The 21,699-nt window shown below is 33.4% G+C and carries 26 protein-coding genes; all 26 read right to left on the bottom strand.

Annotated elements, in window-relative coordinates:
- Window positions 1-52: 52 nt before the first annotated feature.
- On the bottom strand, window positions 53-1,540 hold the full coding sequence (locus tag ROY99_05575; GenBank protein MDT3695844.1) for a PAS domain-containing sensor histidine kinase: 1,488 nt from the start codon (window positions 1,538-1,540) through the stop codon (window positions 53-55).
- Between the two features lie 292 nt (window positions 1,541-1,832).
- A complete protein-coding gene (locus ROY99_05570) occupies window positions 1,833-3,692 on the bottom strand; it encodes a PAS domain-containing sensor histidine kinase (protein ID MDT3695843.1) in 1,860 nt (619 codons plus the stop codon).
- Window positions 3,679-4,338 carry a hypothetical protein gene (locus tag ROY99_05565; GenBank protein ID MDT3695842.1) on the bottom strand — a complete coding sequence of 220 codons (660 nt, stop codon included), beginning with the start codon at window positions 4,336-4,338 and terminating at the stop codon, window positions 3,679-3,681. Before ROY99_05565 ends, ROY99_05570 begins: the two co-directional genes overlap by 14 nt.
- 57 nt (window positions 4,339-4,395) lie before the next feature.
- A complete protein-coding gene (locus tag ROY99_05560) occupies window positions 4,396-5,061 on the bottom strand; it encodes a response regulator (protein MDT3695841.1) in 666 nt (221 codons plus the stop codon).
- Window positions 5,058-5,450 carry a response regulator gene (locus ROY99_05555; GenBank protein MDT3695840.1) on the bottom strand — a complete coding sequence of 131 codons (393 nt, stop codon included), beginning with the start codon at window positions 5,448-5,450 and terminating at the stop codon, window positions 5,058-5,060. The genes ROY99_05560 and ROY99_05555 overlap by 4 nt, the downstream gene beginning before the upstream one ends.
- Window positions 5,447-6,235 (bottom strand): flagellar motor protein MotB, encoded by a 789-nt coding sequence (locus ROY99_05550; protein MDT3695839.1) that lies wholly within the window; start codon window positions 6,233-6,235, stop codon window positions 5,447-5,449. Before ROY99_05550 ends, ROY99_05555 begins: the two co-directional genes overlap by 4 nt.
- Window positions 6,236-7,093, bottom strand: coding sequence for a flagellar motor stator protein MotA (motA, locus tag ROY99_05545; GenBank protein ID MDT3695838.1), 858 nt, complete (start codon window positions 7,091-7,093; stop codon window positions 6,236-6,238).
- Window positions 7,094-7,807: a response regulator gene (locus ROY99_05540; protein MDT3695837.1), complete on the bottom strand. Its 714-nt coding sequence runs from the start codon at window positions 7,805-7,807 to the stop codon at window positions 7,094-7,096.
- Between the two features lie 5 nt (window positions 7,808-7,812).
- A complete protein-coding gene (gene csrA, locus ROY99_05535) occupies window positions 7,813-8,049 on the bottom strand; it encodes a carbon storage regulator CsrA (protein MDT3695836.1) in 237 nt (78 codons plus the stop codon).
- Between the two features lie 9 nt (window positions 8,050-8,058).
- A complete protein-coding gene (gene fliW, locus ROY99_05530) occupies window positions 8,059-8,445 on the bottom strand; it encodes a flagellar assembly protein FliW (GenBank protein ID MDT3695835.1) in 387 nt (128 codons plus the stop codon).
- Window positions 8,446-8,454: 9 nt separating this feature from the next.
- Window positions 8,455-9,240 (bottom strand): OmpA family protein, encoded by a 786-nt coding sequence (locus tag ROY99_05525; protein MDT3695834.1) that lies wholly within the window; start codon window positions 9,238-9,240, stop codon window positions 8,455-8,457.
- On the bottom strand, window positions 9,126-9,929 hold the full coding sequence (locus tag ROY99_05520; protein ID MDT3695833.1) for a MotA/TolQ/ExbB proton channel family protein: 804 nt from the start codon (window positions 9,927-9,929) through the stop codon (window positions 9,126-9,128). The genes ROY99_05525 and ROY99_05520 overlap by 115 nt, the downstream gene beginning before the upstream one ends.
- Window positions 9,926-11,182, bottom strand: a complete 1,257-nt coding sequence (gene flgL / locus ROY99_05515; protein MDT3695832.1) for a flagellar hook-associated protein FlgL — start codon at window positions 11,180-11,182, stop codon at window positions 9,926-9,928. Before flgL ends, ROY99_05520 begins: the two co-directional genes overlap by 4 nt.
- A 1-nt stretch (window position 11,183) precedes the next feature.
- The gene (gene flgK, locus ROY99_05510) at window positions 11,184-12,542 is read right to left on the bottom strand and encodes a flagellar hook-associated protein FlgK (protein MDT3695831.1); all 1,359 of its coding nucleotides are present in this window, start codon (window positions 12,540-12,542) and stop codon (window positions 11,184-11,186) included.
- A gap of 8 nt (window positions 12,543-12,550) precedes the next feature.
- The gene (flgN, locus tag ROY99_05505; GenBank protein MDT3695830.1) at window positions 12,551-13,006 is read right to left on the bottom strand and encodes a flagellar export chaperone FlgN; all 456 of its coding nucleotides are present in this window, start codon (window positions 13,004-13,006) and stop codon (window positions 12,551-12,553) included.
- Window positions 12,999-13,823: a transglycosylase SLT domain-containing protein gene (locus ROY99_05500; protein ID MDT3695829.1), complete on the bottom strand. Its 825-nt coding sequence runs from the start codon at window positions 13,821-13,823 to the stop codon at window positions 12,999-13,001. The genes flgN and ROY99_05500 overlap by 8 nt, the downstream gene beginning before the upstream one ends.
- A 1-nt stretch (window position 13,824) precedes the next feature.
- On the bottom strand, window positions 13,825-14,919 hold the full coding sequence (locus ROY99_05495) for a flagellar basal body P-ring protein FlgI (GenBank protein ID MDT3695828.1): 1,095 nt from the start codon (window positions 14,917-14,919) through the stop codon (window positions 13,825-13,827).
- A gap of 8 nt (window positions 14,920-14,927) precedes the next feature.
- Window positions 14,928-15,497 carry a flagellar basal body L-ring protein FlgH gene (locus ROY99_05490; GenBank protein ID MDT3695827.1) on the bottom strand — a complete coding sequence of 190 codons (570 nt, stop codon included), beginning with the start codon at window positions 15,495-15,497 and terminating at the stop codon, window positions 14,928-14,930.
- 4 nt (window positions 15,498-15,501) lie between these two features.
- A complete protein-coding gene (gene flgA, locus ROY99_05485) occupies window positions 15,502-16,143 on the bottom strand; it encodes a flagellar basal body P-ring formation chaperone FlgA (protein ID MDT3695826.1) in 642 nt (213 codons plus the stop codon).
- Window positions 16,144-16,151: 8 nt separating this feature from the next.
- On the bottom strand, window positions 16,152-16,949 hold the full coding sequence (gene flgG / locus ROY99_05480; protein MDT3695825.1) for a flagellar basal-body rod protein FlgG: 798 nt from the start codon (window positions 16,947-16,949) through the stop codon (window positions 16,152-16,154).
- A 20-nt stretch (window positions 16,950-16,969) separates the two neighbouring features.
- On the bottom strand, window positions 16,970-17,671 hold the full coding sequence (locus ROY99_05475) for a flagellar hook basal-body protein (protein MDT3695824.1): 702 nt from the start codon (window positions 17,669-17,671) through the stop codon (window positions 16,970-16,972).
- Between the two features lie 16 nt (window positions 17,672-17,687).
- Window positions 17,688-18,005, bottom strand: a complete 318-nt coding sequence (locus ROY99_05470) for a hypothetical protein (GenBank protein MDT3695823.1) — start codon at window positions 18,003-18,005, stop codon at window positions 17,688-17,690.
- A 1-nt stretch (window position 18,006) separates the two neighbouring features.
- Complete coding sequence (locus ROY99_05465) at window positions 18,007-19,308, bottom strand: HAMP domain-containing sensor histidine kinase (protein ID MDT3695822.1); 1,302 nt, start codon at window positions 19,306-19,308, stop codon at window positions 18,007-18,009.
- On the bottom strand, window positions 19,305-20,183 hold the full coding sequence (locus ROY99_05460) for an HDOD domain-containing protein (GenBank protein ID MDT3695821.1): 879 nt from the start codon (window positions 20,181-20,183) through the stop codon (window positions 19,305-19,307). Before ROY99_05460 ends, ROY99_05465 begins: the two co-directional genes overlap by 4 nt.
- Window positions 20,184-20,193: 10 nt before the next feature.
- Entirely contained in the window at window positions 20,194-21,072 is an 879-nt protein-coding gene (locus ROY99_05455; GenBank protein ID MDT3695820.1) for an HDOD domain-containing protein, read from the bottom strand.
- Window positions 21,065-21,697: a sigma-70 family RNA polymerase sigma factor gene (locus tag ROY99_05450; protein MDT3695819.1), complete on the bottom strand. Its 633-nt coding sequence runs from the start codon at window positions 21,695-21,697 to the stop codon at window positions 21,065-21,067. Before ROY99_05450 ends, ROY99_05455 begins: the two co-directional genes overlap by 8 nt.
- Window positions 21,698-21,699: the final 2 nt, after the last annotated feature.

Raw genomic sequence — 21,699 nt, 5'->3', positions numbered from 1 at the left:
TGCCAATAACTTCAGGCGATTCTCAGGAAAAATCTTCCGAATGTAATTATTTTTACAAAATGGATTCTTTTACTGAATAATAGTTGACTGAGGCAGGTACAGTAAAGAAGAACTCAGATCCATTTCCAACAGAACTTTCAACCCATATTTTACCACCATGTTTTTCGATAAAATCTTTGCATAATATCATACCAAGTCCGGAGCCTTTTTCGTTTGTCGTACCAGGAGTAGTAAAACTCTTATTCATTTCAAACAGTAAAGTTTTCTGTTTAGCATCCATACCAACACCGTTATCTTTAACAGAAAAGCAAATCATATCCTCACACTTATCAGATGTTACATTTATCTCACCATTTCTATTCGTAAACTTAATTGCGTTGGTTAAGAGGTTATTAAAAACTGATTGCATCATATTTTCATCAGCATAAATATAAGTGTCTTTATCAAGCTCGTTAATTATCTTAATATTTTTCTGTTCAGCATTGGATGCAAGTAATGATATTGAATTTTCCACAGTATTAAATGCATTCATCTGTACTGGATGAAATTCTATTCTGCCTGTTTGGAGTCTGCTCCATTCAAGAAGATTAGTTAATAATCCAATTGTCTGTTTAGAAATCTCTACAATACTTGAAGCAAATTCTTTTATCTCAGATTTCTGTAATTCTTCAATGTCTTCTGCAAGAATTTCAGCATAACCGATAAGTGCAACGATTGGGGTTTTAACATCATGGGCAATAATGGAAACAAATTTATCTTTAGTATCATTTATCTGTCTAAGATCTTCTGCAATCTTGAGTATCTGTAATTCATTTTGTTTCTGATTAGTAACATCCCTCAGCAATAATAAAACTTCATTCTGATGACTCTTAACTACTCTTGCTTCATAATGTTTTGAGCCAAACTGTCCGGGCATCTGAAAATCATAAGTACTTAATTGTCCATTTAAGCGTGTTTCCTTTATTGTTCTATAAAGGTCATCTGAAATCTGCTGAGGGAAGACATCCCATAAACTTTTACCGACAAAGTAATCTGGTGATATCGGGAAACCTGAATTGTTACCTGTTTTATAATCAGTAAAATTTCCGTCATTAGATAAAATAAATAAAATATCCGGCAAGGCTTTGATAATTGCATAATCTCTCCCAATAACATCGCTCATCAATTCATCAATTATTTTTTTCTCGGTAATATCTTCTGCTATACAATCATAAAAAATACTGCCATCAGTTGGATCAAAATATTTTTGTATATACTCGGTTACAACAACAATCCTTCCGTTCTTTTTACGCCATCTTGATTCAACTCCATCTGTATTATTAATCTTTAATAGGTGTTCCTGATATTTCGAAATAGAAAAATTCTCTCTGAACTGGGGATTTTCCTTAAATGATTTAATAAATTCGTCGCGGGAACTGAAACCAAGCATTCTTACTAATGTCTGATTTGCAAAGACTGGATAACCGTTTGATGATATTCTATAGAATGCAAAATGAGGATTTGCAAAAAAACTTGAAGAAATATTTTCTTCTTTATTCATCTCAATAGATAATTGTATTTAATAAATTATTAACTATCTGTTTTTTGCATGCATCCTTTTGATATAACTTAATCAAAACACAATTAAATAAACCAAAGAAAAGAACTGAACTCAAGTGGCAAGTTAAATGCCAGCACAATATTATTTTTGTCTCGTAATGGACTTAAAAAACTGGCAAATATGACGCTTAAATGAATGGATTATAGTAGAAATTATGAGACTTATCTCTTTTTGAAATTAAGTGTGTTTAAATAAACACTTAAGGCTAATATTATTCACAGCAAGACCCAGACTAATACCCTATCTTAACAAGTGGAAAAATAAGAGTAATTTTTGTCCCGGTTTGTTTTCTGCTGACAATTTCAAAAAGTCCACCCATCATTTTAGTCAGTTTACTTGCAATTGCTAAACCTAATCCTGCACCTTGACATCTTTTTGAGTAAGCATCTTCTTCGTGTGAAAATGGTTCAAGTAAATACTTTATATCTTCCTGATTCATTCCTTCGCCCGTATCAGTAACTGTTATATAAGCAAAGTTGTTAAAAATAAATGAGCGAAGTACTACTTTCCCAATCATAGTATATTTTATTGCATTTTCTGCCACGGCATATATAATTTTTTCAAGCTTAACCCAGTCTGTCTTAATAATAACCTCTTCTTCAGAAAGTTCTGTCAACAGTTCAATATTCTTGAGTCTGGCAGTATTCTTAAGTTTACTATCAACAGATTTAAGAACCTGATTGCAATTTAAATAGACATAATCGAATGTAACTTCACCCGATTCAATTTCAGACATATCAATAATGTGATCAAACAGATGGGCAACACGAGACATTACATCTTTAACAAGACTTAAAAGTTCAGAAACATTCTGATAGTCTCCGGCTTTTATACTTTCCTCCAGGATATCTGCATATCCGGAAATTGCATTAAATGGTGTTCTGATCTCATGTGACATATTTTCAATGAAAGAGGTTTTAAGCATATTAAGCTGTACTTCTTTTTCGTATGCAGTTTTCATTTTGGTCTGATAATTCTGCTGATCAGTTATGTTATTAAAACTAATCATCACATAAGATTCATCCTCATTACTTATATCCATTAATGTAATTTTGCAACTGTAATGAATAAGATTAAATTTCTCTTTAAACTCAAATGAAGGTAACGACTCGTTAATTATCATTTCACTGTTTTTAAGGATATTTCTAAGAATCCCTTCAGTAAAAATTGTTTTAATATCTGTATTTATAATACCAGATTTTTCAAGATTGAATACTCTGAAAAAACTGTTATTTCCGTTTTCAAAATAAAACTTGTCATTTTTTCTTTTTATTATAAATAATGGATCACGGATATTGTTGATTATTGATTTGAGTTTATTTTCAGATTCTTTAGCAATTAAGTTTTTCTGAATATAATCGGTTATATCGTGCGCAATGAGCATAAATGCATTCGAATCGGCATTCGGGGTTAAAAAGGGTGTTAACCGAAGTTCTTTAAACCTTAATTTTCCTTTATCTTTTAACGAAATAATTTTTACCCAGTTTTGTTTAAGGAAGAACGCTCTTTCAGCTGTCAGCAGATCAGCCTTTGACAAAAAACTTTCTAACGGAGTGCAGAAAAATTTTTCGTAAAGTTCTTCAATCCCAAATCCTAAAATCTCTTCCATTGAATGCGATAAAAATGATATCTTACCTTTCGAGTCGATTGTCATCAAGGGAATGCTTGCAAATTCTATAGCTGCATGAATAGAATTAATCCTGTCTTCAAGAATAATTTCTTTTTCAGTATGATGAAAAACTATAAGCAGATATTGTGTATTATCAATTTCAATTCTTTCAATCTCAGCATTGTATTGACCAGATGCAGATTCAGATAAATTTTGTATGTTAACATTTATATTGATATTTGCATAACTGCTGGCAAAAAAATCTGATAAGATTTTAGCGAAGTTTATATCCGCCTGAAGTTGTGATATGTTTGAAATATTGTTTAAGCCAAAAGAAATCTGAGCTGCCTGATTTGAAAAAACAATTGCGTTAGTCCGATTGATAACAATAATCGGCTTAGATTCTGCCAAAACATTTATTGGAATGATATCTTGCTGAATAGCAGTATTATCAAGAGCGGTTACTTCTTTATAATCTAACATTGATATTCAATATCTTGATAATTTTTTTATTACTACTGTCCGGTGAAAAGTATCGCAAATGATTTGTTATTACTTCTCCGCTTACTTTCTCTACAAAAGAAATAATATTTCTATGAATCAGAGATAGTTCATACTGAAGTTTTTTTTCTGCCCCATCCAAAAAAAATGAATTTATTTCCGGGTCATTAGAATTTTTTAATAAAATACTATCGTACGAGACAAATTTTTCAAACAACCAGTTTAAATACTCTGTTGATGAAGCAGTAGGTGCTTCAGAAAAGACCTGCGGGTCGAAATCAAATGAAATTGTAACATCATATTTATGCTCAGAAGTGCTGACTACAGCCCCGTTTGTAATACTGTAATTAATATCTGATGTTTTATTGTCGTTAATACTTATTCTTGTTTTAAATAGTAATTTATCCACTATAAACTCTATAGTGAATTCATCGTTACTGTTGTGTTCTAAGGATTTTAACTGCCACTTTAGGCTGGATAAATATTTAAAAGCTGACGAAAAACTGAGTGAGTCAGAAATGTTTGATTTATTACCATTAATTACAGATAACGAACTACTGCCGCCCGAATAGCGATTATTGCCCTTCAGCTCGTTTGCATTAGCGATATTTTCAATTTTTTTCAGCATTTTCCCAGTTCTCCACTACATTATCGAAAAACTTAAGGAAAAATTTAGCTCAGAAAATCAATCAAACTTGATCATTTTACTTTGATCAGTGTAATCTATTATTTCGGGATTTTCTAACTTGGTAAGCTGCTGAACAAATGTTTGTATTCTTTCCATTGCCTGCTGGATAATCTGAAAATCTTCTTCTGTTTGTTCTGTGGCTTTATCTGATAAATTTTCTTTCAGATCATTTACCGCAAGTTTCAGACTGCTTAGAGGATTGTTTATTTTATGTCCGATAGTGCAGGCAAGCTCTATTATTGCTTTTGTGTGCTCAATGGATTTAAGTTCTCTTTGAAGATTGAATATTCTAATACCAGATTTAATTCTTGCAATAAGCTCCTGATTTTCAATAGGCTTCATTAAAAAGTCATCTGCTCCTACATCAAGTCCGGTTACTCTATCTCTTAAAGAAGTTCTTGCAGTTAAAATAATGTAATAGATAAGTTTATAATTTTCATTACCTTTAATCTGATTACAAAGCTCAAGTCCATCCATAACCGGCATAGTCCAGTCAGCAAGTATAACTTTTGGGTGAAAGGATTCTAATGCAACCAGAGCTTCCTGTCCATTATTAGCTGTAAGAACTTCAAAGTTATTTTTAGTAAGCAGTTTTTCAAGAATATATCTTGTATCGCGTTCATCTTCTACAACAAGTATTTTATCTTTTTCTTTTTCAGTCAATTTGTAATTAAAGTATTAATTTTATTTAAAAATTTGTTATAATCTAAAATAGGTTTTGTTATTATATCAGCTGCTTTGGTTTCGTTCAGCAATTTATTAGTTTGACTTGATAATGAATATGCAGTAACTAAAACAACCGGTATATTCTTAAATTCTTCATTAGATTTAATAATCTGTGCAAGTTTAATTCCATCAGTTTTTACACCGTTAAGATAAGTATTACTTAGATTTATATCCATCAAAATTAATCCGACTTCTTCATTTGATAAAGTATCTAATATTTTATCTCCGTCATCAGTAACAGTTACATTAAAACCATTCTTATTAAAAAACATTGAATAAAACTGCTGGGTTATTCTGTCATCTTCAACAATGATTATTCTTTTCATTGTGGTGCCTCGGTAGCAAATTTAATAATTATACTTATTCGTCTGTTAACCAGATTAAAAGGATCTTTTTTATCAAGTAATCTTGTATCGGCATATCCTCTTATCTCATCAATACGTACCGGGTCCAGCCCGCTTGCAACGATTACTCTTCTTGCAGAATTTGCACGATCAACACTTAATTCAAAATTAGTATAGCCTCTTCCATCATTTGGATAAGGTCTGGCATCAGTATGACCTTCAATTATCAGTTTGTTGGGTATCGCTTTAAGATTCTTACTTAATTCATAAAGAAGTTTTTTAGCATCCTCTCTGAGTTCTGATGTCCCTATTTCAAAAAAAACAGCATCGTTGGATTCTATCATTTCAATTCTTAATCCTTCATTTGCAATTTCTATTTTAATCTGATCCATCAGATAAGCAAAATCACTGTTAGAAGATAAATTGCTGATTATTGAATCTTTCATTGCATTCAATCTTTCGATTTCCTGTTCCCTTTGTTTTACTTTGTCTATTATTTCTTTCGCTTTGTCTGAAGGCAATTCAAATACTCCGCCTTCAATAATAGATATCCCCTTCATTTTATCAGAAAATGCAATAGGATCTTTAAAGTATCCAGCTACATTTTTTATAACTTCTTCACTTTGTCCTAAAACCCAAAGTACAATAAACAAAGCCATCATTGCAGTAACAAAATCAGCATAGGCAACTTTCCAGGCACCGCCGTGATGCCCTTTGTGTTTATTTATCTTTTTAACAACAATAATATTTTCTTTATCCCCGAGCATCTATTCAGTTTTTCCTCGCATATAATTTTCAAGTTCACTAAAAGTCGGTCTTTCATCTGTAAATATAGTTCTTCTGGCAATTTCTACTGCAATAATTGGAGGATTACCTTTTGCATAGGCAACAACACAGGTTTTAATAGTTTCAAGATATCTCATCTTTTCTTCAAGCGCTACTTCCATATTTGTTGCTAATGGTCCTACAAATCCATAAGCTAAAAGAACACCGAGAAATGTTCCAACTAAAGCAGCCGCTACATGATGTCCGACTGCAACTGCACCAGCATCAATTGAGCCCATTGTAACAATAATACCTAAAACTGCTGCAACAATACCAAGACCAGGAAACGCATCACTCATTTTTGTTATTGCATTAATTGCCGGTTTAGTTTCAGCTTCAAGAGTTTCAATTTCAGCATCGATTAAATTTTCCAGTTCGTGGGGCGGTACACCACCAGAAAGCATAACTTTCATTGTATCACAGAAAAAAGTTTTTGCAAGATCGTTATTTATAAACTTTTTATTCTTAGAAAGAATATCGCTTTCTTCAGGCAATTCAACATGCTTTTCAATTGCAAGAAGTCCTTCTCTTTGTGCAAGTAAAAAAAGATCGTTAAAAGCTTTAAGCAATTCAAGATAATCTTCTTTTGAATAAGCATGAGATTTAAAAATGCTTGGAATTGTTTTAATAATTTTTTTGATAACACCAACAGGGGCAGAAATTAATAAACTACCAATAGCAGCTCCGATAATAACAACATATTCTGCCGGTTGAATTAAAAGGATCACATCTCCACCTGCAAGTACAAAACCTCCTATTACGGCAGCAGTAACAACAATTACACCTACAATTACAAACATTTAATCCTCCCCTTTTAATTCCATTTGAGTTTTAGGTATCAGAGAAAACATTTTTTCGCATTGCTTAATAATAAAGTTCCAATCAACTTTATCAGAAGTAAGATTAAACTCAAGATTTCTGCAAATATCGGTTACCTCGGGCAATCCTACAGTTTTTCCAACTCCTTTTATTTGATGACAAACAACTCTCAGTTTATTTTTATCTCTTCGGTTTACACTATCCACAATAATTTTTTTCTGTGAAACAAATGAATTAATAAAAATCTTCTGAAGTTCAGAAACAACATCATCCTTAAAATCAATTGACTGATAATCAGCACTGATTTTCTGCTCAAGTTTATAACCAAGCAATTCGTTAACTGCACCAACAAGCTCATCAACATTAAACGGTTTAATCAGAACTTTGTCTGCACCATTTTCCATTACAGCAAACATATTACTTTTATTTATGTTACCGCTAAGTATTAAAACAGGAATATCTTTAAGATCATCAATCACTTTTTTTATCTGCAAAGTTTTTATTCCATCAAGGTTTGGCATAAGAATATCAAGAATCATCACATCTGGTCTTTTTTCAAGGGCTTTCTGAATTCCAAATAAACCATCTTCACAGCTTTCAGTCTGACAATTGTATTCATCAAAGACTCTGGTTAATGATGCTCGTGTAACATCAGAATCATCAATTATCAATATAAAGGGTAATTTAGATTTCATTATTTTTAGTCGATTTTTTTAATTTTAAGTTTAGTGTATCCCGCTGGCTTTTCTTTAATTGATTTAGCAGCTTGCAGCGAGCTTTCCTTAACCTTATCGTACAATTCAGTTCTGACAATCTGAATATTTTGCGGAGCATCAATACCGATTTTAACAGTGTTATCTGAAATTGAAATAATCTTTACAGTAATACCGCTGCCAATTTTAATTTCTTCATTAAGTTTTCTAGTTAGTATTAGCATTTTTCAACTTTATTTTTCTTCGATAAAAAGATTGTAATCGATAGGATATTTATCACTATCGATAATTTTCTGAAACCCGCTCTTAGAGTCCTGATTAATATATACCGGTGCTTTAAGATTTACCTTAACATCTTTTGGATTCCGGTTAAGAATAACGATGCCAAAAGCCTCATTATTTTCAACTGAGGGATAATGTTCGTCAATAACTCTGATCCCTATCATCGGAAAAGAAATTTCCGGCTGCTCAACAGAAGTAAGCCAATAAAAAAGTTCTTCATCTGTTTTGATCAGCAAATATTTGTGGAGATGTTCAAAACCAAAAAGTCCTTCGGCAAAATAAATTATAAGTTCTTCATTAAACTCGATATCGCCAAATTGCTGTGTTTTAATTTTCATAACCCTTAACTATTTAATTATTACTATATCTACTCTTCTGTTTGCAGCTTTACCATCCGATGTTTGATTTGATTCTAACGGTTTGTATTCTGAGTAACCGACAATCGAAAGTTTTTCAGGGTCCAAACCTTGTTCTGTCATCAAATAGTAAGCCGTATTTAATGCACGGGAGACTGATAAATGCCAATTAGACGGAAATTGAGGTGTGTTAATCGGTACATTATCAGTATGTCCTTCTATTCTTATATCATTCGGAAGTCTTCTAATAATTGCGGCTAATTGCTGCAATACGATTTTTGAACTTTTTTTAAGTTCTGCGCTGCCGGATGGAAACACAATATCTTCCAGAATATGAATTGTTACGCCTCTGGAATTTTCTTCCAGCTTAATTGAACTGGAATAATTATTTTTTTCAATCAAGTTAGCAATTTCGGACTTAAGACTCGTCAAAGGAGTTGTAACCGGTAATTCTTTCTCGGGAAAAATCTTTATTGTTTTATGTTCACCACCAAAAACATTACCGATAGCATTAACCATTTTTTCATACTTTTGCACGTCCAGATTTGAAGCCGTATATAATAATATAAACAGCCCAAGCAGTAAAGTAATCAAATCTGCATAGGTAATAAGATAACGGTCTTTTTCACCACTCTCGCTAAAAGGTGATTCTTCAAACTCATCTATCTTAAAATTTTTCCGAACTCTCTTTGCGGAAACATGCTCTCTTGATCTTTTTGCGGCAGCATGCTTATTAGTCTTGCTTTGACCATTGCCGGGATGTCTCCACTCTGTAATGCCAAGACTCCTTGTAAAGAAAGTTCCATCATTTGTTTCTCTTCTTGATGACATTTTTTAAGTTTATCTGCAATTGGTAACCAAATTAAGTTTGCACTAAATACACCCCATAGCGTTGCGATGAATGCAGTAGCAATACTTTTAATTAAAGAATTGGGATCGGCACCAGCATGAGAAAGAGCCATTATCAAACCCATAACCGTACCAAGTATTCCCATCGTTGGGGCATAACCGCCCATTTTTGTAAAAATAAATATATTAGAGTAATGTCTTTCCTGAACCGCTTTTATTTCAAGCTCAGCCATATCCAATAATGAATCCGGATCTGTACCATCAACAGCATTACGCAGTAATTTCTTACAAAAGAAAAACTCAACTTTATTTATATCTCTGTCCAAAGATAGTAAACCATCTTTTCGTGCCTTATACGAAAACTGAACTATATGATTAATAATCCTTTTAGGTTCAAACTTTTGTGGAAAGTATGCTAGTTTAATGAGTCTGAACATATTCTTAAAATTTTCAAATCCAAAACCAATGATAACTGCAGCAAATGTTCCACCAAATACTATTATAATCGGCGGAATTAAAAACAAAGCATTAACTGATCCGCCTTCAAGCAGGAATGCACCAAAAATTGATAATACACCTAAGATAAAACCATTTATTGTTCCGAACTTTTTTATCATAAGTAATCCAGCAAGGTATTAGGTAAAATCATTGCTCCAAGTTTTTGTGTTACCTGAAGCAAGTAATTTTGGTTCTGCAAATCAACCAGTGCTCTGGCTATATCAACACCATCTTCCTTTTGAGCAAGTTCCTGCAAATTAAAACTTTGTTGTGTAAGCATATTTTCAATTGTTGATATCTGATTAATCCTGTTTCCTACTTCTGATTGTAAAGATGTTAATCTTGAATTAAAACCTTCTACAGAAGCGATCATATTATTATCCGGTACAACACCATTTCTTAAACTGTCACTTATTTGCTTAAGTGTATTAAAAATATCAGTTGGCTGGTTAGCGCTTAAACTTACTGAAGTTGCAGAATTGCTTTCTGATAAAGATTTAAAATCCATAGTAAACTGAATTTTGTTTGCAGGTATATTTACTTCAAAACTGAGATTAGATGTTGAGCCATCCATAGAAACTAGATTTCCATTGAGTGGATTGAATACAAGTTCTCTGGCTGCCGGCGGTGCTGAAAATACTGTTGTTCCGGTTCCATCCAATATATCATAAGTAAACTGATATGTATTATCCGCTGTTTTTTGATAAGTAGTATTTAATGAATACTGATTACCAAGATTATCATAAATCGTTAATGAAGAGTTTGTTGTACTGCCAACAGCAGCAGTTCTATCGAAAAATCCGTTGTTGGAAATTTTGGTTCCGAAAAGTTCTAATCCTGATAGATTAATATTGTGTACTACACTCTGAGAAAATCTGACATTTATCTTGCCGCTTGTATCTGTATTAGTCTGATAAGATTGATTATCAGCCGAAATACTAAATGGTTTATCAGAGTAATCTGTTCCTCCAAAAACATATTTTCCATCAGATTTTGTGTTAGCTGTTTCAAGAATTATATTTAATGATTTATCAATCATATCCGCATAAAGCTCCAGATTATTCTGATTGATGGGATTTTGCAAATCAGTAAGCTTCCCAACAATATTCATAACTTCTGACTGTATAGACTCCATTGCAAAAATTGTTTCATCCATAAATGCTAAACTGGTTTTTATATTGTTTTTATAAGCATCAAGCTGACCTGACTGGTCTGAAATTCTCATAAGTCTTGAAGTGCTTACAGGCGAGTCGGAAGGTCTGCTTATCTTTTTGCCTGTTACAATCTGTTTGTTAAGAATTGACATTCTTTCTTTTATTTTATTTGTATTTCCTATGTAGTTATTGGAAATAATTAAATCACTGATACGCATTTTATACCATCTCCAGAATTGTTTTAAGCATATCATCTGCGATCATAATTAATTTTGCAGATGCTTCATAGGTTCGCTGAAACTTAAGCACATTTGTCATTTCTTCATCAACTGATACACCAGACTGAGACGCTTTAAGCTGAGCCAATTCATCAAGAACAACCTGGTTTGCATCAGCATAATTATTCTGAAGCATACCATCATTACCGATATTATTTATTAATGCAGAATATGCTTCCTGCAGAGTGTTTCCATTCAAAAGTTTTACATCGTTTAGCTGCGCAATTCGTAAAGCAATTTCACCATTTCCTTCTGTTCCATCCAAAGAAATTGCTATTTTATTTGGATCATTAACTATTTCTGAATTTACAACCAATTCTCCATTCGTATAACCATCAAAGAAATTGAGTCCGGTTTTCTGCGGATCACTTATTGTGTAGCCCTGAATGTGTTCAGCATTAACTGCTTCAACAAGTTTATTGATAACGGAATCCAGCTTTTGCTGATAAGCAGGAATCTTTTTTGAATACACATTTGATAATGCATTCAGTTCACCTCCTGTAAGAACAACAGGATAGCTTCCATCTTTAACTCTAAGATTTAACTTACCGTTATTTTCTTCAGCAATAAATTCTGCAGAGTGCATTCTATCAACAGCAAGTGCCCCTCCGATTGATATAACTGCTGAATTGGTATTATCATAAACAACTGTAATGTTTACAAGTTTGCTTAATTGATCAACCAAGGCATCCCGCCGGTCTAACAGGTCATTAACCGGAACACCATTGTATGCATTGGAAAACTGTTCGTAATTAATCTGATGAATCTGGTTTAAAAGGGTATTAACTTGATTTACTTTTTGCTGAAACTCCTGTTTGATATCACCTTTTAAACTTGTTACTGAGTGATTTATAGATGTTACCTTGGCTGAAAGATTAGTAGCCGCATTTAGCACATTAGTTCTTAAAGGCAATGAGTTTGGTGAAACTGCAAGTTCATTAAAGCTGCTGAAGAAAGTAGTCATAAGATTAGATAAACCCAGATCAGAGGGTTCAGAAAAAAGATCTTCTACTTGTCTGATTAAATCATTCTGTCTGCTGCTATCCGAATATTTTTGATTAGTACTTATAATATGAGCATCAACCAATTTATCACGCATTCTCTGAACATCAGCAACTTTAACTCCATTGCCCCATACAACTCCAGCAGTCAGATTGGAAATTTCCGTTTCGAGAATAATTCTTTGTCTTGAGTAATTTTCATTAGCTGCATTTACAATATTATGCGAAGTAACTTCCAGCGCACGTCTGTAAACAGCAAGACTTCGTGATGATATGTCAAATATTTTAGTTAGTGCCATTTTAAGCTCTAAATTTTTCTATCAAAAAAATTTTCTTTCCTGCTTCCAAGAACACTTTTTATCAGATCGCGTATGAACTTTCGAGAATTATTAATAATAATTTCATTCTGCTGATTTATTAATAAAACTTCCTTCACTTTTTCTAGAAGATTTGACCGCATCTGACTAAATTCCTGATACGCTTCAGGGTCACTTGTTAAAATCACCTTTGCAAGTTCATCAAGTGCTTCTGTTTTTTCTGCTTTAATTCCATAATGATTTAATAAAGTTTTAAGAGTATCAAATCTTTTTTCTTCACAAAGTTTAATTCGGTTTAAAACTTTCTCTTCCTGTTCAATTGTAGATTCAATTTTCTCAAGATCATTTTGTACAATTGCTGTCTGCAAATTTTTAAGCACAGACAATAAATTATCAAGATTTTCAATTTGCTCATTGTTCAGTTTTAAAATCTGATCATTATACATTTGAGTTCTCCTCAAAATTTTTAATATAACCAATAACCCGTTTTACATAAATTTGAGTTTCACTAAAAGGCGGAATTCCATTGTATTTGTCCACATTACCGGGACCAGCATTGTATCCTGCTAAAGCAAACTTCAGGTCTCCATCATATCTTCGAAGAAGTTCGGACAAATATTTAGCTCCACCCATAATATTTTCTTTTGGGTCAAAAACATTGTTAATACCCAAATATTTGGCAGTTGAGTCAATTATCTGCATCAACCCTTTTGCATTTGCTGATGAAACTGCATTTTCTTTGGCAGAAGATTCTGCCAGTATAACCGATTTAATAATATTTTTATCAACACCATACATTTCGGAAGCATAGTTAATAATTTCATCGTATTTGCTTAGCCTGTTAAGAGACTGAATTGATGGTTTTACAGGACCTATATCCTGAGTGTTTTGTTGAACCTCAACTTTAGAAAGTTTTTCTACCGGATTTAATTTCGGATTTGAAATCTCTGGTGAAAAACCTTCACCGGTCAAACGCCTGTATATTTGTTCGGCAACTCCAAGTCCTGTTCCTTTAGACATTTGATTTGCAATCTCAAATTGAAAGATCGAATCAAAAAAATCACCACCAAAACTATTTTCACCAAACAATCCATTTCCAGTCGTCTGGTTCATACTCTTAAGCATCATTGTAGTAAGCAGACTTTCAAATTGCTTTGAAACTTCAGCAAGTCTTTGTTTTTCTGAGACAGAATAATTTCTTGAATCAGGTGTAACCTGAATATGCTTTTGTGCGTTAGTTATTTTTAATCCAATCTCATTCATTTTATATTATAACTAATTCTGCAATTAAAGCTCCTGCTTCTTTCAAAGCCTGAAATATCGCTATTATTTCTTTTGGCGATACTTTTAATGAATTAAGTGCGCTGGCAACTTCCTGAACATTTGATGCGCCGGAAATTGCAATTGTATTTGTTGAATCCTGTACTGCATAAGGCACTAAGTTGTTTACAACTGCAGTTGTTCCGCTTGAAAATGGACCCGGCTGTGAAACAATCGGATAGTTTTCTATTGTGATATTTAAACTACCGTGAGTGATTGAAACTGGTTTGATCTGAACATTTGTTCCGGCTACAACAGTACCGGTACGTTCATTTAGTACAACTTTAGCAATATAATCAGTTTGCACTGTTAAAGCTTCAAGCTCGGCAAGAAATCCTATATAGTTATTTTGTCTGTTGTTAGGAACATTAACTCGTATTTCTGAAGCATCAATTGGAATTGCAGCAGAATCACCGAATACAGCGTTTATAGATTGTGCAACGTTATTTGAAGTTGTTATATCAGGCATTCGTAAATAGATGCTGACAATCTTATTTGTAGTTAAAGGAGCATTAAGGGTATTTTTCAGTATTCCACCTTGCGGCACTCTTCCGGCTAAAGAATGATTTTTTGCAACTCTGTTTCCGGTGGATGTTCTATAATCAAATCCGCCAATTGATAAAGGACCCTGAGCAAAAGCATAAACTTCGCCGCTTATTCCGGAAAGAGGAGTCATTAGTAAAGTACCGCCTAAAAGACTTGTTGCATCTCCCATTGATGAAACCGTTACATCAAACTTAGCACCGGGTTTATAATTAGAATTAAGATTTGCAGTAACCATTACTGCTGCAACGTTTCTTGTTTTTACATCTGTCTGCGGAACGGTGATTCCAAATCTTTTAAGCATACTAGTAATTGACTGCATTGTAAACTGGGTGCGATAGCTGTCGCCTGTTCCAGCTAATCCAACTACAAGACCATATCCGATTACCTGTTCCTGATTATCTCCGGAAATTGTAGCAATATCTTTTATTCTTTGCGGATAACCTAAACTGCTAAAAAGTAAAACTATTATTATAAAATTATTAAGATGCTTCATAAATCACCTTAAAAGATCCAATGTAAAAATTTTGTCAACCATCCCGGTGATTGAGCGTCATCAATCAATCCGCTTCCCTCAAAAGTTATTTCAGAATCAGAAATATTGTAGGATAATACTGAGTTATCTGCTCTAACATCCGAAGTTCTTACAATACCTTTTATGTTAATCAATTGCTCTTCGCCATTAATAACAATTTTTTTGCTGCCGCGGATAACAAGATTTCCATTGTTCAAAACAGAATCTATCGTTGCACTGATTTTAGTCTGAATAACCCCTGATGCTTCTGTTGAACCTGCTCCGCTGAATTTATTACCGGAGTTAATACCAACATTTATTTCCGGCACATCATTTTTTAATACTTTACCACCTAAATCGAAACTCAGGTCGCTTTCCTTACCGCTTGTTGTCTTTGCTTTATTAGTTGCAAGCGACGACTCCACAACAATTATTGTGATTGCATCGCCTACATAAGCAGCTTTCTGATCAGAGAACAGCGAATAAAAAGAATTTTGTCTCATATTTTGCGAATATGAAACCACAGTGGTAAGCATTAATACTAAAAATATTTTTTTCATAACTTTACTCTACTATCACTTTGTTTGCATCTATAATTCTTGCTTTAATAATTTTATTTCCTGATGAAACAATTTCAATCAGATCTCCGTTGCCACCGTTTTGTCTGGCAACAGCTTCAGTTCTAACAGTAACATTGCCTGCTCTTACTTCTGCATCAACTTTATCACCTATACTAATCAAGGGGATTTTCTCAATTCTTTCATCAAATAATATTTCACCTTTTTGAACAAAGGATTTTGTCCGGTATTGATCTATTACAGCATCTGTACTTACAGGAGTGCCGTTTATATTTGTTATATCGATAGTTTTTTCAACTAAAGTCTGCTTCGAAAGAGCTTTGTGTTTTTCAAGATCATCTGCTGCAATAAATACTTTTTGCATTAATTTAATTTTAACGGAAAAAACTGATTTACCTGTTTTCAATCCCTTGGCAGCAATTATTGGAATAAGAGCAATTCCTCTGCTCAGGCTAACCGGGCGTGTTTTATCAATTATTATTTTTTCATCTGATGAAGAGATTTTACTTAAATACACTTCAATATTTTCATATTGCGGGAAGCTCATCATTAAGTGATTTCTAACTTCATTCTCAAAAGTTTGAGAAAAAGCTGACATACAAAACAATATGAAAAACAGAAACTTCATACCACCACCTATCTTTTTAGATTATTAGCCATTGTCATCATATCTTCTACAGTTTTAACTGTTTTGCTGTTAAGTTCGTAAGCCCGCTGTGCAGTTATCATTGAGACCATCTCTTCAACTATATCAACGTTTGATGCTTCAAGATATCCCTGATGTAATTCTCCAAAATCATCAAAGCCAGGGTTTCCAAGGATTGGTCTGCCGCTCTCCGGAGTTTCTCCATAAAGATTATCGCCAAGTGCAAGTAATCCGCCGGGGTTTAAAAATCTAACGAGCTGAATATTTCCAACGGGAAATCTATTTCCATCTGATTGCTGAAGCTCAACAGTTCCATCTCTGCCTATAATTACACCGACAGATGATTCATCCAATGAAATTTCAGGATCAAGCAAATATCCGCCGGCAGTAACAAGGTTCCCTTCTGCATTCAACTTGAATGAGCCGTCACGGGTGTAAAGAATAGTTCCGTCAACTTTTCTAACCTGAAAAAACCCTTCACCCTGTATAGCAACATCAAGCGGATTACTGGTTGCAGTAATATCGCCCTGCAAAAAAGATTTTTGTGTTGATGCAGGTTTTACTCCATTACCAACCTGAATTACTCCTGTTCCTGAATTGCGATCGCCAGGTGTTGTTGAATTAACCGTATTAATAACTACTTCCTGATACATTAAATCCTGAAACTCAGCTCTGTTTTTCTTAAATGCTGTTGTATTCATATTTGCCATATTGTTCGATATGACTTCAACATTAAGCTGTTGTGCATACATACCTGAGGCTGCTGTTCTTAAGGCTCTATTACTCATGTTATCCTCTGTTTCATCTTTTAAATTTTACCAAGGTCGTTTGTTTTTTCAAGTGAGCTATCCAGATAGGTTACCATCTTATAAGCTGTTTCATAATCCTTCGAGATACTTATCATGTTTTCAAGTTCAATCATCGGGTTAACATTTGATTCTTCTAAATATCCCTGCCTTACCGAAAACTCATTCTCTAATGCAAAATCTTTTATATCCTGTGTTGAGCTAAAGTTTAATCCCATTTTTCTTTTTTCATAATCATCAATTTTTACAATCAGCAGATCTGCAACATGAACATTATTAACACTAAGCTCTCCTTTTGCCGAAACTTTAATATCAGTTTGCTGACCGTTGAGATATTCCAGTAAATTTATATCTCCATCTCTTCCCATCACCGGATTACCGTTTTCCTCAACAAGAAATCCGTCGTCAGAAATTTTGAAATTACCTTTACGTGTAAACTCATAACCATTTGCAGTTCTTACAGTAAACATACCTTCGCCTGATATTGCAAAATCAAGCGGGTTGGAAGTTTCATAAATATCTCCCTGAGAAGTATCAACAGAACTTCTAACCTCGGATTGTCCTGCAGATTTAAGTATTTCAGTAAATAAACCTTCGCGTTTAAAACCAACAGTATTAAGATTTGCCAGATTGCCGGAAATTCTTTCCATATTTTTATTAGCTGCCAACAGGCTGCGTGCAGATTGGTAAATTCCTTTTATCATCTTTTTTTCTCCTTTACTAATCCAGACTCATCTGAATTTTTGAAGCCAGAATCATCTCACCTGTTGATATACCAAGTTTCTTTGATTTATTTATCAAATCACTCTGACTTTTATTTCTAAACGATCTGCTTTTCTTTAACAAGCGCTGTCTTTTCTTTTCAAGCTTTTTGTCAGTATGAATCAATAGTTTTTCTTTTCTTATCAATGATATATTGTGTTTAAGGGATTGCCCATTTGTTTTATCAGAGCTGATTCTTCTTAACAAGAACATCCCGGCAACTGACAGCCCGAGTGCAGCTAAAACAATTTTTATAATAAAATAAATATCAAGCATTTTATTCTCTCATTTTTCTTTTAAGCGGAAACGAAAAGATCAGGCTTGTTCCTGAGTTTTTATCATTATTAATTCTAAAATCACCTTCGTGTTTATTCATAAGATGTTTAAGGATGTTTAGTCCAAATTCTTTTTCTTCATTAGATAATTCATCAATAGTATCAGTAAAAAGCATTTTAACAATAATAGTTTCATTGCTATACCTGCTTTGAACAATCATTCCGCCACCGGTTCCTCGTAATGGATTTATCAGGCTGAAAGCATTAATAAGTATTTGTTTAAGGATGTTATAATTGCTAAGTATAGATGGAATACTTTCTTCAAGATCAAGAACACACTCATAAGAATCTGCTTTTAAACTATGTTCGATAACTTTGTAAAACTCACTGATTGCAGTATTGATTGAACAAGCATACAGTTTTGGTCTATTATCACTGTTGTTAATAAAGTTCCCAAGTCTATCAAGAATTTCTTTTATTGTGTGCACTTTGCTTTTAATAAACTCGGCTGCTTCTGAATCCAGATCCGGATATTCTTTCTGGATCAGATCAGTGTAACTTAAAATCACCTGTAACGGTGATCCGATTTCTTCAATACTTTTACTTGTCAGTTCGCCGATTGCTGTAAACTTAAAATCATTAAACAATTTGGATTGCAGAATCTGATATTCAGAATAAGTTTTATTCAGTTCATCTTTTAACTTAAGAAATTCATGCTTGGCATAAGTCAGATTAAGAATAGTAAGCAATGTTCTGTACTCAAATGAATCTTCGCTTAAATATTTAAGATTAGTTAATGCAGTCAGAACACCGGCAAATCTGCTGTTACTGAATATTGGAACAACCAAACAATTTAAGCCGGATTGTGCAGCTTTTGCATCAACATCCCAGGGAAGAAATTTTGGATTTCTGGATTCAGCTATCCAGTCAAGTATTCCATTCTTTAAAAAGTTCTTAACATAAAAGTAAAGTTTCTGATCGGCTTTATCACTAAGAGGAATGCACTCGTTTGTTTTATCATCAATTGAAAATATTTCTGTGATCCCAAAAAAAGAAAGTTTTTTTGCTTCCGATTTAAAAGCATCAACAACCAACTGGGAATTACCAAGTGAATTGATTTTTTGTGCAAAAGATAACAAGTCAATTTTCAGATTTCCACCTGAAAGAACAGATATTTGTTCTTTAGAAAGCGGCAGATTGGCTTTAACTTTTATTTTGTATTGACCGTTAGATGATTTTTCAAGCTGTTCAACTGAGCTTAGAAACGGCTGATACTCCCGCTTATTTTCTTTCAATAATTTCAACTTAAAAACCTTACAAATTCAATTTGACTCCAGAAAATATCCTTATATCCATCTATAAAAACTGCTACATCAATCTCCCGTTCAAGACTAAATTTTCGAGCTGTAAACTGCGCCAGTTTAACATCGTCATCCCAGGGTGCGTTTGTAAGTTTTAATCTGTTGGTAATATAATCTGCAAGATTAACAATGGCACCAAGCACAGAGTTTGACTCAGGAGGATTATGATGAGTTAAAACCGGTTCAGAAATTTCTTTCGGAAAGTTCCATTTATCCAATAAGAAATATCCTATCTGATCATGTGTCATGCCTAAAACATCTAATTCTGCATCTCTGAAAGGAACCCCCTTAGTTTCAACTAACTCAGTTATACTGATGTAACTTGAATGCAAATACCTGTGCATAACAGATAGCCCAATATCGTGCAGGAACCCGGCAATAAAAGCTTCGCCGGAATTATTATATCCAATATCTGAAGCAAGTTTCTTTGAAGCAGTACCGGTTAAATATGAGTGCAGCATAAATTCTTTAGAGTTGAGATACTTATCAGTTTTATTTCGGAATGCCTCAGCAACAGAAAGAGCTGAAATAATATTTCTTAGCTCACGATAGCCCAAAACCAAAATTGCATACTCTATTGTCGTAACTTTTCTCTGAAGCCCATAAAGCGGGGAATTTGCAATAGTTAATATCTTGGTAAGTAAAGCCTGATCTTTTGAAATTACTTTATTTAACTCGCCGGCAGTTGTGTATTTATTGTCCAAGAGTTTAATTGTTTCAAACATTATCTTTGGAACAACCGGAAGGTTTACAACACTGGAAAGTACTTTTTCTGTCCTCTCTCGTTTCGTCTGTATGTCTTGAATTTCGGTTAACATTTTCTCCTCATTAGAATTTAATTGATTCTATCTGAACACGGAATAATTGTTCATAACTTTGAATAAAACTTTCTAAATAATCCCGATCACCAAGATTAAGAATATCTATAATTTCCAGGTCTAATTCATAATTCTCATCCCAACTTAGTTCACCCATCATAAATCTTTGTGTCATATAATCAGCTAGATGTACTATTGCTGCCATCTCTTTTTCATTTTCACATTCAGATGGATTATGATGATAAAGGATTGCGTTGCCAAGTGATGAAGGAAGGTTCCACTTTTCGATCAGATACTGTCCGATTTCCTGATGTGAAATACCGAGTATTTTAACCTCAGCATTGATAAACCTTATTTGCTGCTCATTAACAAGTGATACTATCTGCTTAAAGCTATCATAAAAATATCTTTGTATAACTGATATGCCTAAATCGTGAAGCAGCCCGCAAGTAAAAGCTTCGCCTGATTTTCTATAACCAAGATCATCAGCAATTCTTTTTGCAGCACTTGCAGTAATTAATGAATGAAGCCAGAAATTTCTTCTGTTCCAGCTCTTATCTTCTTTGCTTTTAAATGCTTCCATCATAGAGAGAGCTATGACGATATTCTTTATATGATCAAAACCAAGAATTACTATTGCAAACTCAATTGTTGAAACTCTTCTTGGCAGCCCGTAGAGCGGAGAGTTGGCAACACTTAGAATCTTTGCAACCATTGCCTGGTCTTTGCTGATAAGTCTTCCAAGATCTGAAGCACCGGTTCGTGGGCTATCCAGCATCTTTGAAACTTCTACCATAATAAACGGAGCTGAAGGTAGATTTCTTATCCCCGAAAGAAGCCTTTTACTTCTCTCCTTTAACACTTCAATATTCTCGTATTGATTAATCATTTAATACCAGAAGCTTGGATTTTAATTCTTTAACTATTCTTGAGTGGATTTGTGAAACTCTTGACACTGTAATTTTCAACAGCTCTGCAATTTCTTTGTAGTTAAGATTTTCAAAATAGTATAAACTAAGCAGCAGTCTGTCTCTTTCATTCAGTTCCTTAATCGCATTCATTAAAAATTCTTTCATTTCGTTTTTTTCCACTGTTGTTGATACTGATTCCTCTTCATTTGAGATAATCTCACCAAGTGTATAACCATCTTCATCATCAGGGGATTTGGTTAAAGATACATTTGTATAAAATGATTCAATTGATGATTCACTAGAATCGTTTTTATATTTACTTTGCAGTTTCCTAAGCTCATCAATTATTTTTCCGCGGATTCTCTGTATTGCATAGGTTTCAAATTTAGTCCCGTAGTCAGGATCAAATCTGTCAATCGCTTCATTCAATCCTTCAATACCGTATTGAAAGTAATCGCGCTCATCCAGAATATTATTTAAAGCAAATTTTGAATGATGAATTACATAATGAACAAGATTTACATAATTCATAATGATTTGCTTTTTTAAAATCGGAGTAGGATTCTTTTTGTATTTAGACCAGAGTTCAGCGTTGTTATTCATTA

The organism is Ignavibacterium sp. (assembly GCA_032027145.1).
Classification (GTDB): domain Bacteria; phylum Bacteroidota; class Ignavibacteria; order Ignavibacteriales; family Ignavibacteriaceae; genus IGN3.
This window is presented reverse-complemented; position numbering and strand designations above follow the sequence as displayed.

Excerpts from the sequence above, each read along its gene's own strand:
- ROY99_05575 (MDT3695844.1), bottom strand. The coding sequence starts at position 1,540 with ATGAATAAAGAAGAAAATATTTCTTCAAGTTTTTTTGCAAATCCTCAT.
- ROY99_05570 (MDT3695843.1), bottom strand. The coding sequence starts at position 3,692 with ATGTTAGATTATAAAGAAGTAACCGCTCTTGATAATACTGCTATTCAG.
- ROY99_05565 (MDT3695842.1), bottom strand. The coding sequence starts at position 4,338 with ATGCTGAAAAAAATTGAAAATATCGCTAATGCAAACGAGCTGAAGGGC.
- ROY99_05555 (MDT3695840.1), bottom strand. The coding sequence starts at position 5,450 with ATGAAAAGAATAATCATTGTTGAAGATGACAGAATAACCCAGCAGTTT.
- ROY99_05550 (MDT3695839.1), bottom strand. The coding sequence starts at position 6,235 with ATGCTCGGGGATAAAGAAAATATTATTGTTGTTAAAAAGATAAATAAA.
- motA (MDT3695838.1), bottom strand. The coding sequence starts at position 7,093 with ATGTTTGTAATTGTAGGTGTAATTGTTGTTACTGCTGCCGTAATAGGA.
- ROY99_05540 (MDT3695837.1), bottom strand. The coding sequence starts at position 7,807 with ATGAAATCTAAATTACCCTTTATATTGATAATTGATGATTCTGATGTT.
- csrA (MDT3695836.1), bottom strand. The coding sequence starts at position 8,049 with ATGCTAATACTAACTAGAAAACTTAATGAAGAAATTAAAATTGGCAGC.
- fliW (MDT3695835.1), bottom strand. The coding sequence starts at position 8,445 with ATGAAAATTAAAACACAGCAATTTGGCGATATCGAGTTTAATGAAGAA.
- ROY99_05520 (MDT3695833.1), bottom strand. The coding sequence starts at position 9,929 with ATGATAAAAAAGTTCGGAACAATAAATGGTTTTATCTTAGGTGTATTA.
- flgL (MDT3695832.1), bottom strand. The coding sequence starts at position 11,182 with ATGCGTATCAGTGATTTAATTATTTCCAATAACTACATAGGAAATACA.
- flgK (MDT3695831.1), bottom strand. The coding sequence starts at position 12,542 with ATGGCACTAACTAAAATATTTGACATATCATCACGAAGTCTTGCTGTT.
- flgN (MDT3695830.1), bottom strand. The coding sequence starts at position 13,006 with ATGTATAATGATCAGATTTTAAAACTGAACAATGAGCAAATTGAAAAT.
- ROY99_05500 (MDT3695829.1), bottom strand. The coding sequence starts at position 13,823 with ATGAATGAGATTGGATTAAAAATAACTAACGCACAAAAGCATATTCAG.
- ROY99_05495 (MDT3695828.1), bottom strand. The coding sequence starts at position 14,919 with ATGAAGCATCTTAATAATTTTATAATAATAGTTTTACTTTTTAGCAGT.
- ROY99_05490 (MDT3695827.1), bottom strand. The coding sequence starts at position 15,497 with ATGAAAAAAATATTTTTAGTATTAATGCTTACCACTGTGGTTTCATAT.
- flgA (MDT3695826.1), bottom strand. The coding sequence starts at position 16,143 with ATGAAGTTTCTGTTTTTCATATTGTTTTGTATGTCAGCTTTTTCTCAA.
- flgG (MDT3695825.1), bottom strand. The coding sequence starts at position 16,949 with ATGAGTAATAGAGCCTTAAGAACAGCAGCCTCAGGTATGTATGCACAA.
- ROY99_05475 (MDT3695824.1), bottom strand. The coding sequence starts at position 17,671 with ATGATAAAAGGAATTTACCAATCTGCACGCAGCCTGTTGGCAGCTAAT.
- ROY99_05470 (MDT3695823.1), bottom strand. The coding sequence starts at position 18,005 with ATGCTTGATATTTATTTTATTATAAAAATTGTTTTAGCTGCACTCGGG.
- ROY99_05460 (MDT3695821.1), bottom strand. The coding sequence starts at position 20,183 with ATGTTAACCGAAATTCAAGACATACAGACGAAACGAGAGAGGACAGAA.
- ROY99_05455 (MDT3695820.1), bottom strand. The coding sequence starts at position 21,072 with ATGATTAATCAATACGAGAATATTGAAGTGTTAAAGGAGAGAAGTAAA.
- ROY99_05450 (MDT3695819.1), bottom strand. The coding sequence starts at position 21,697 with ATGAATAACAACGCTGAACTCTGGTCTAAATACAAAAAGAATCCTACT.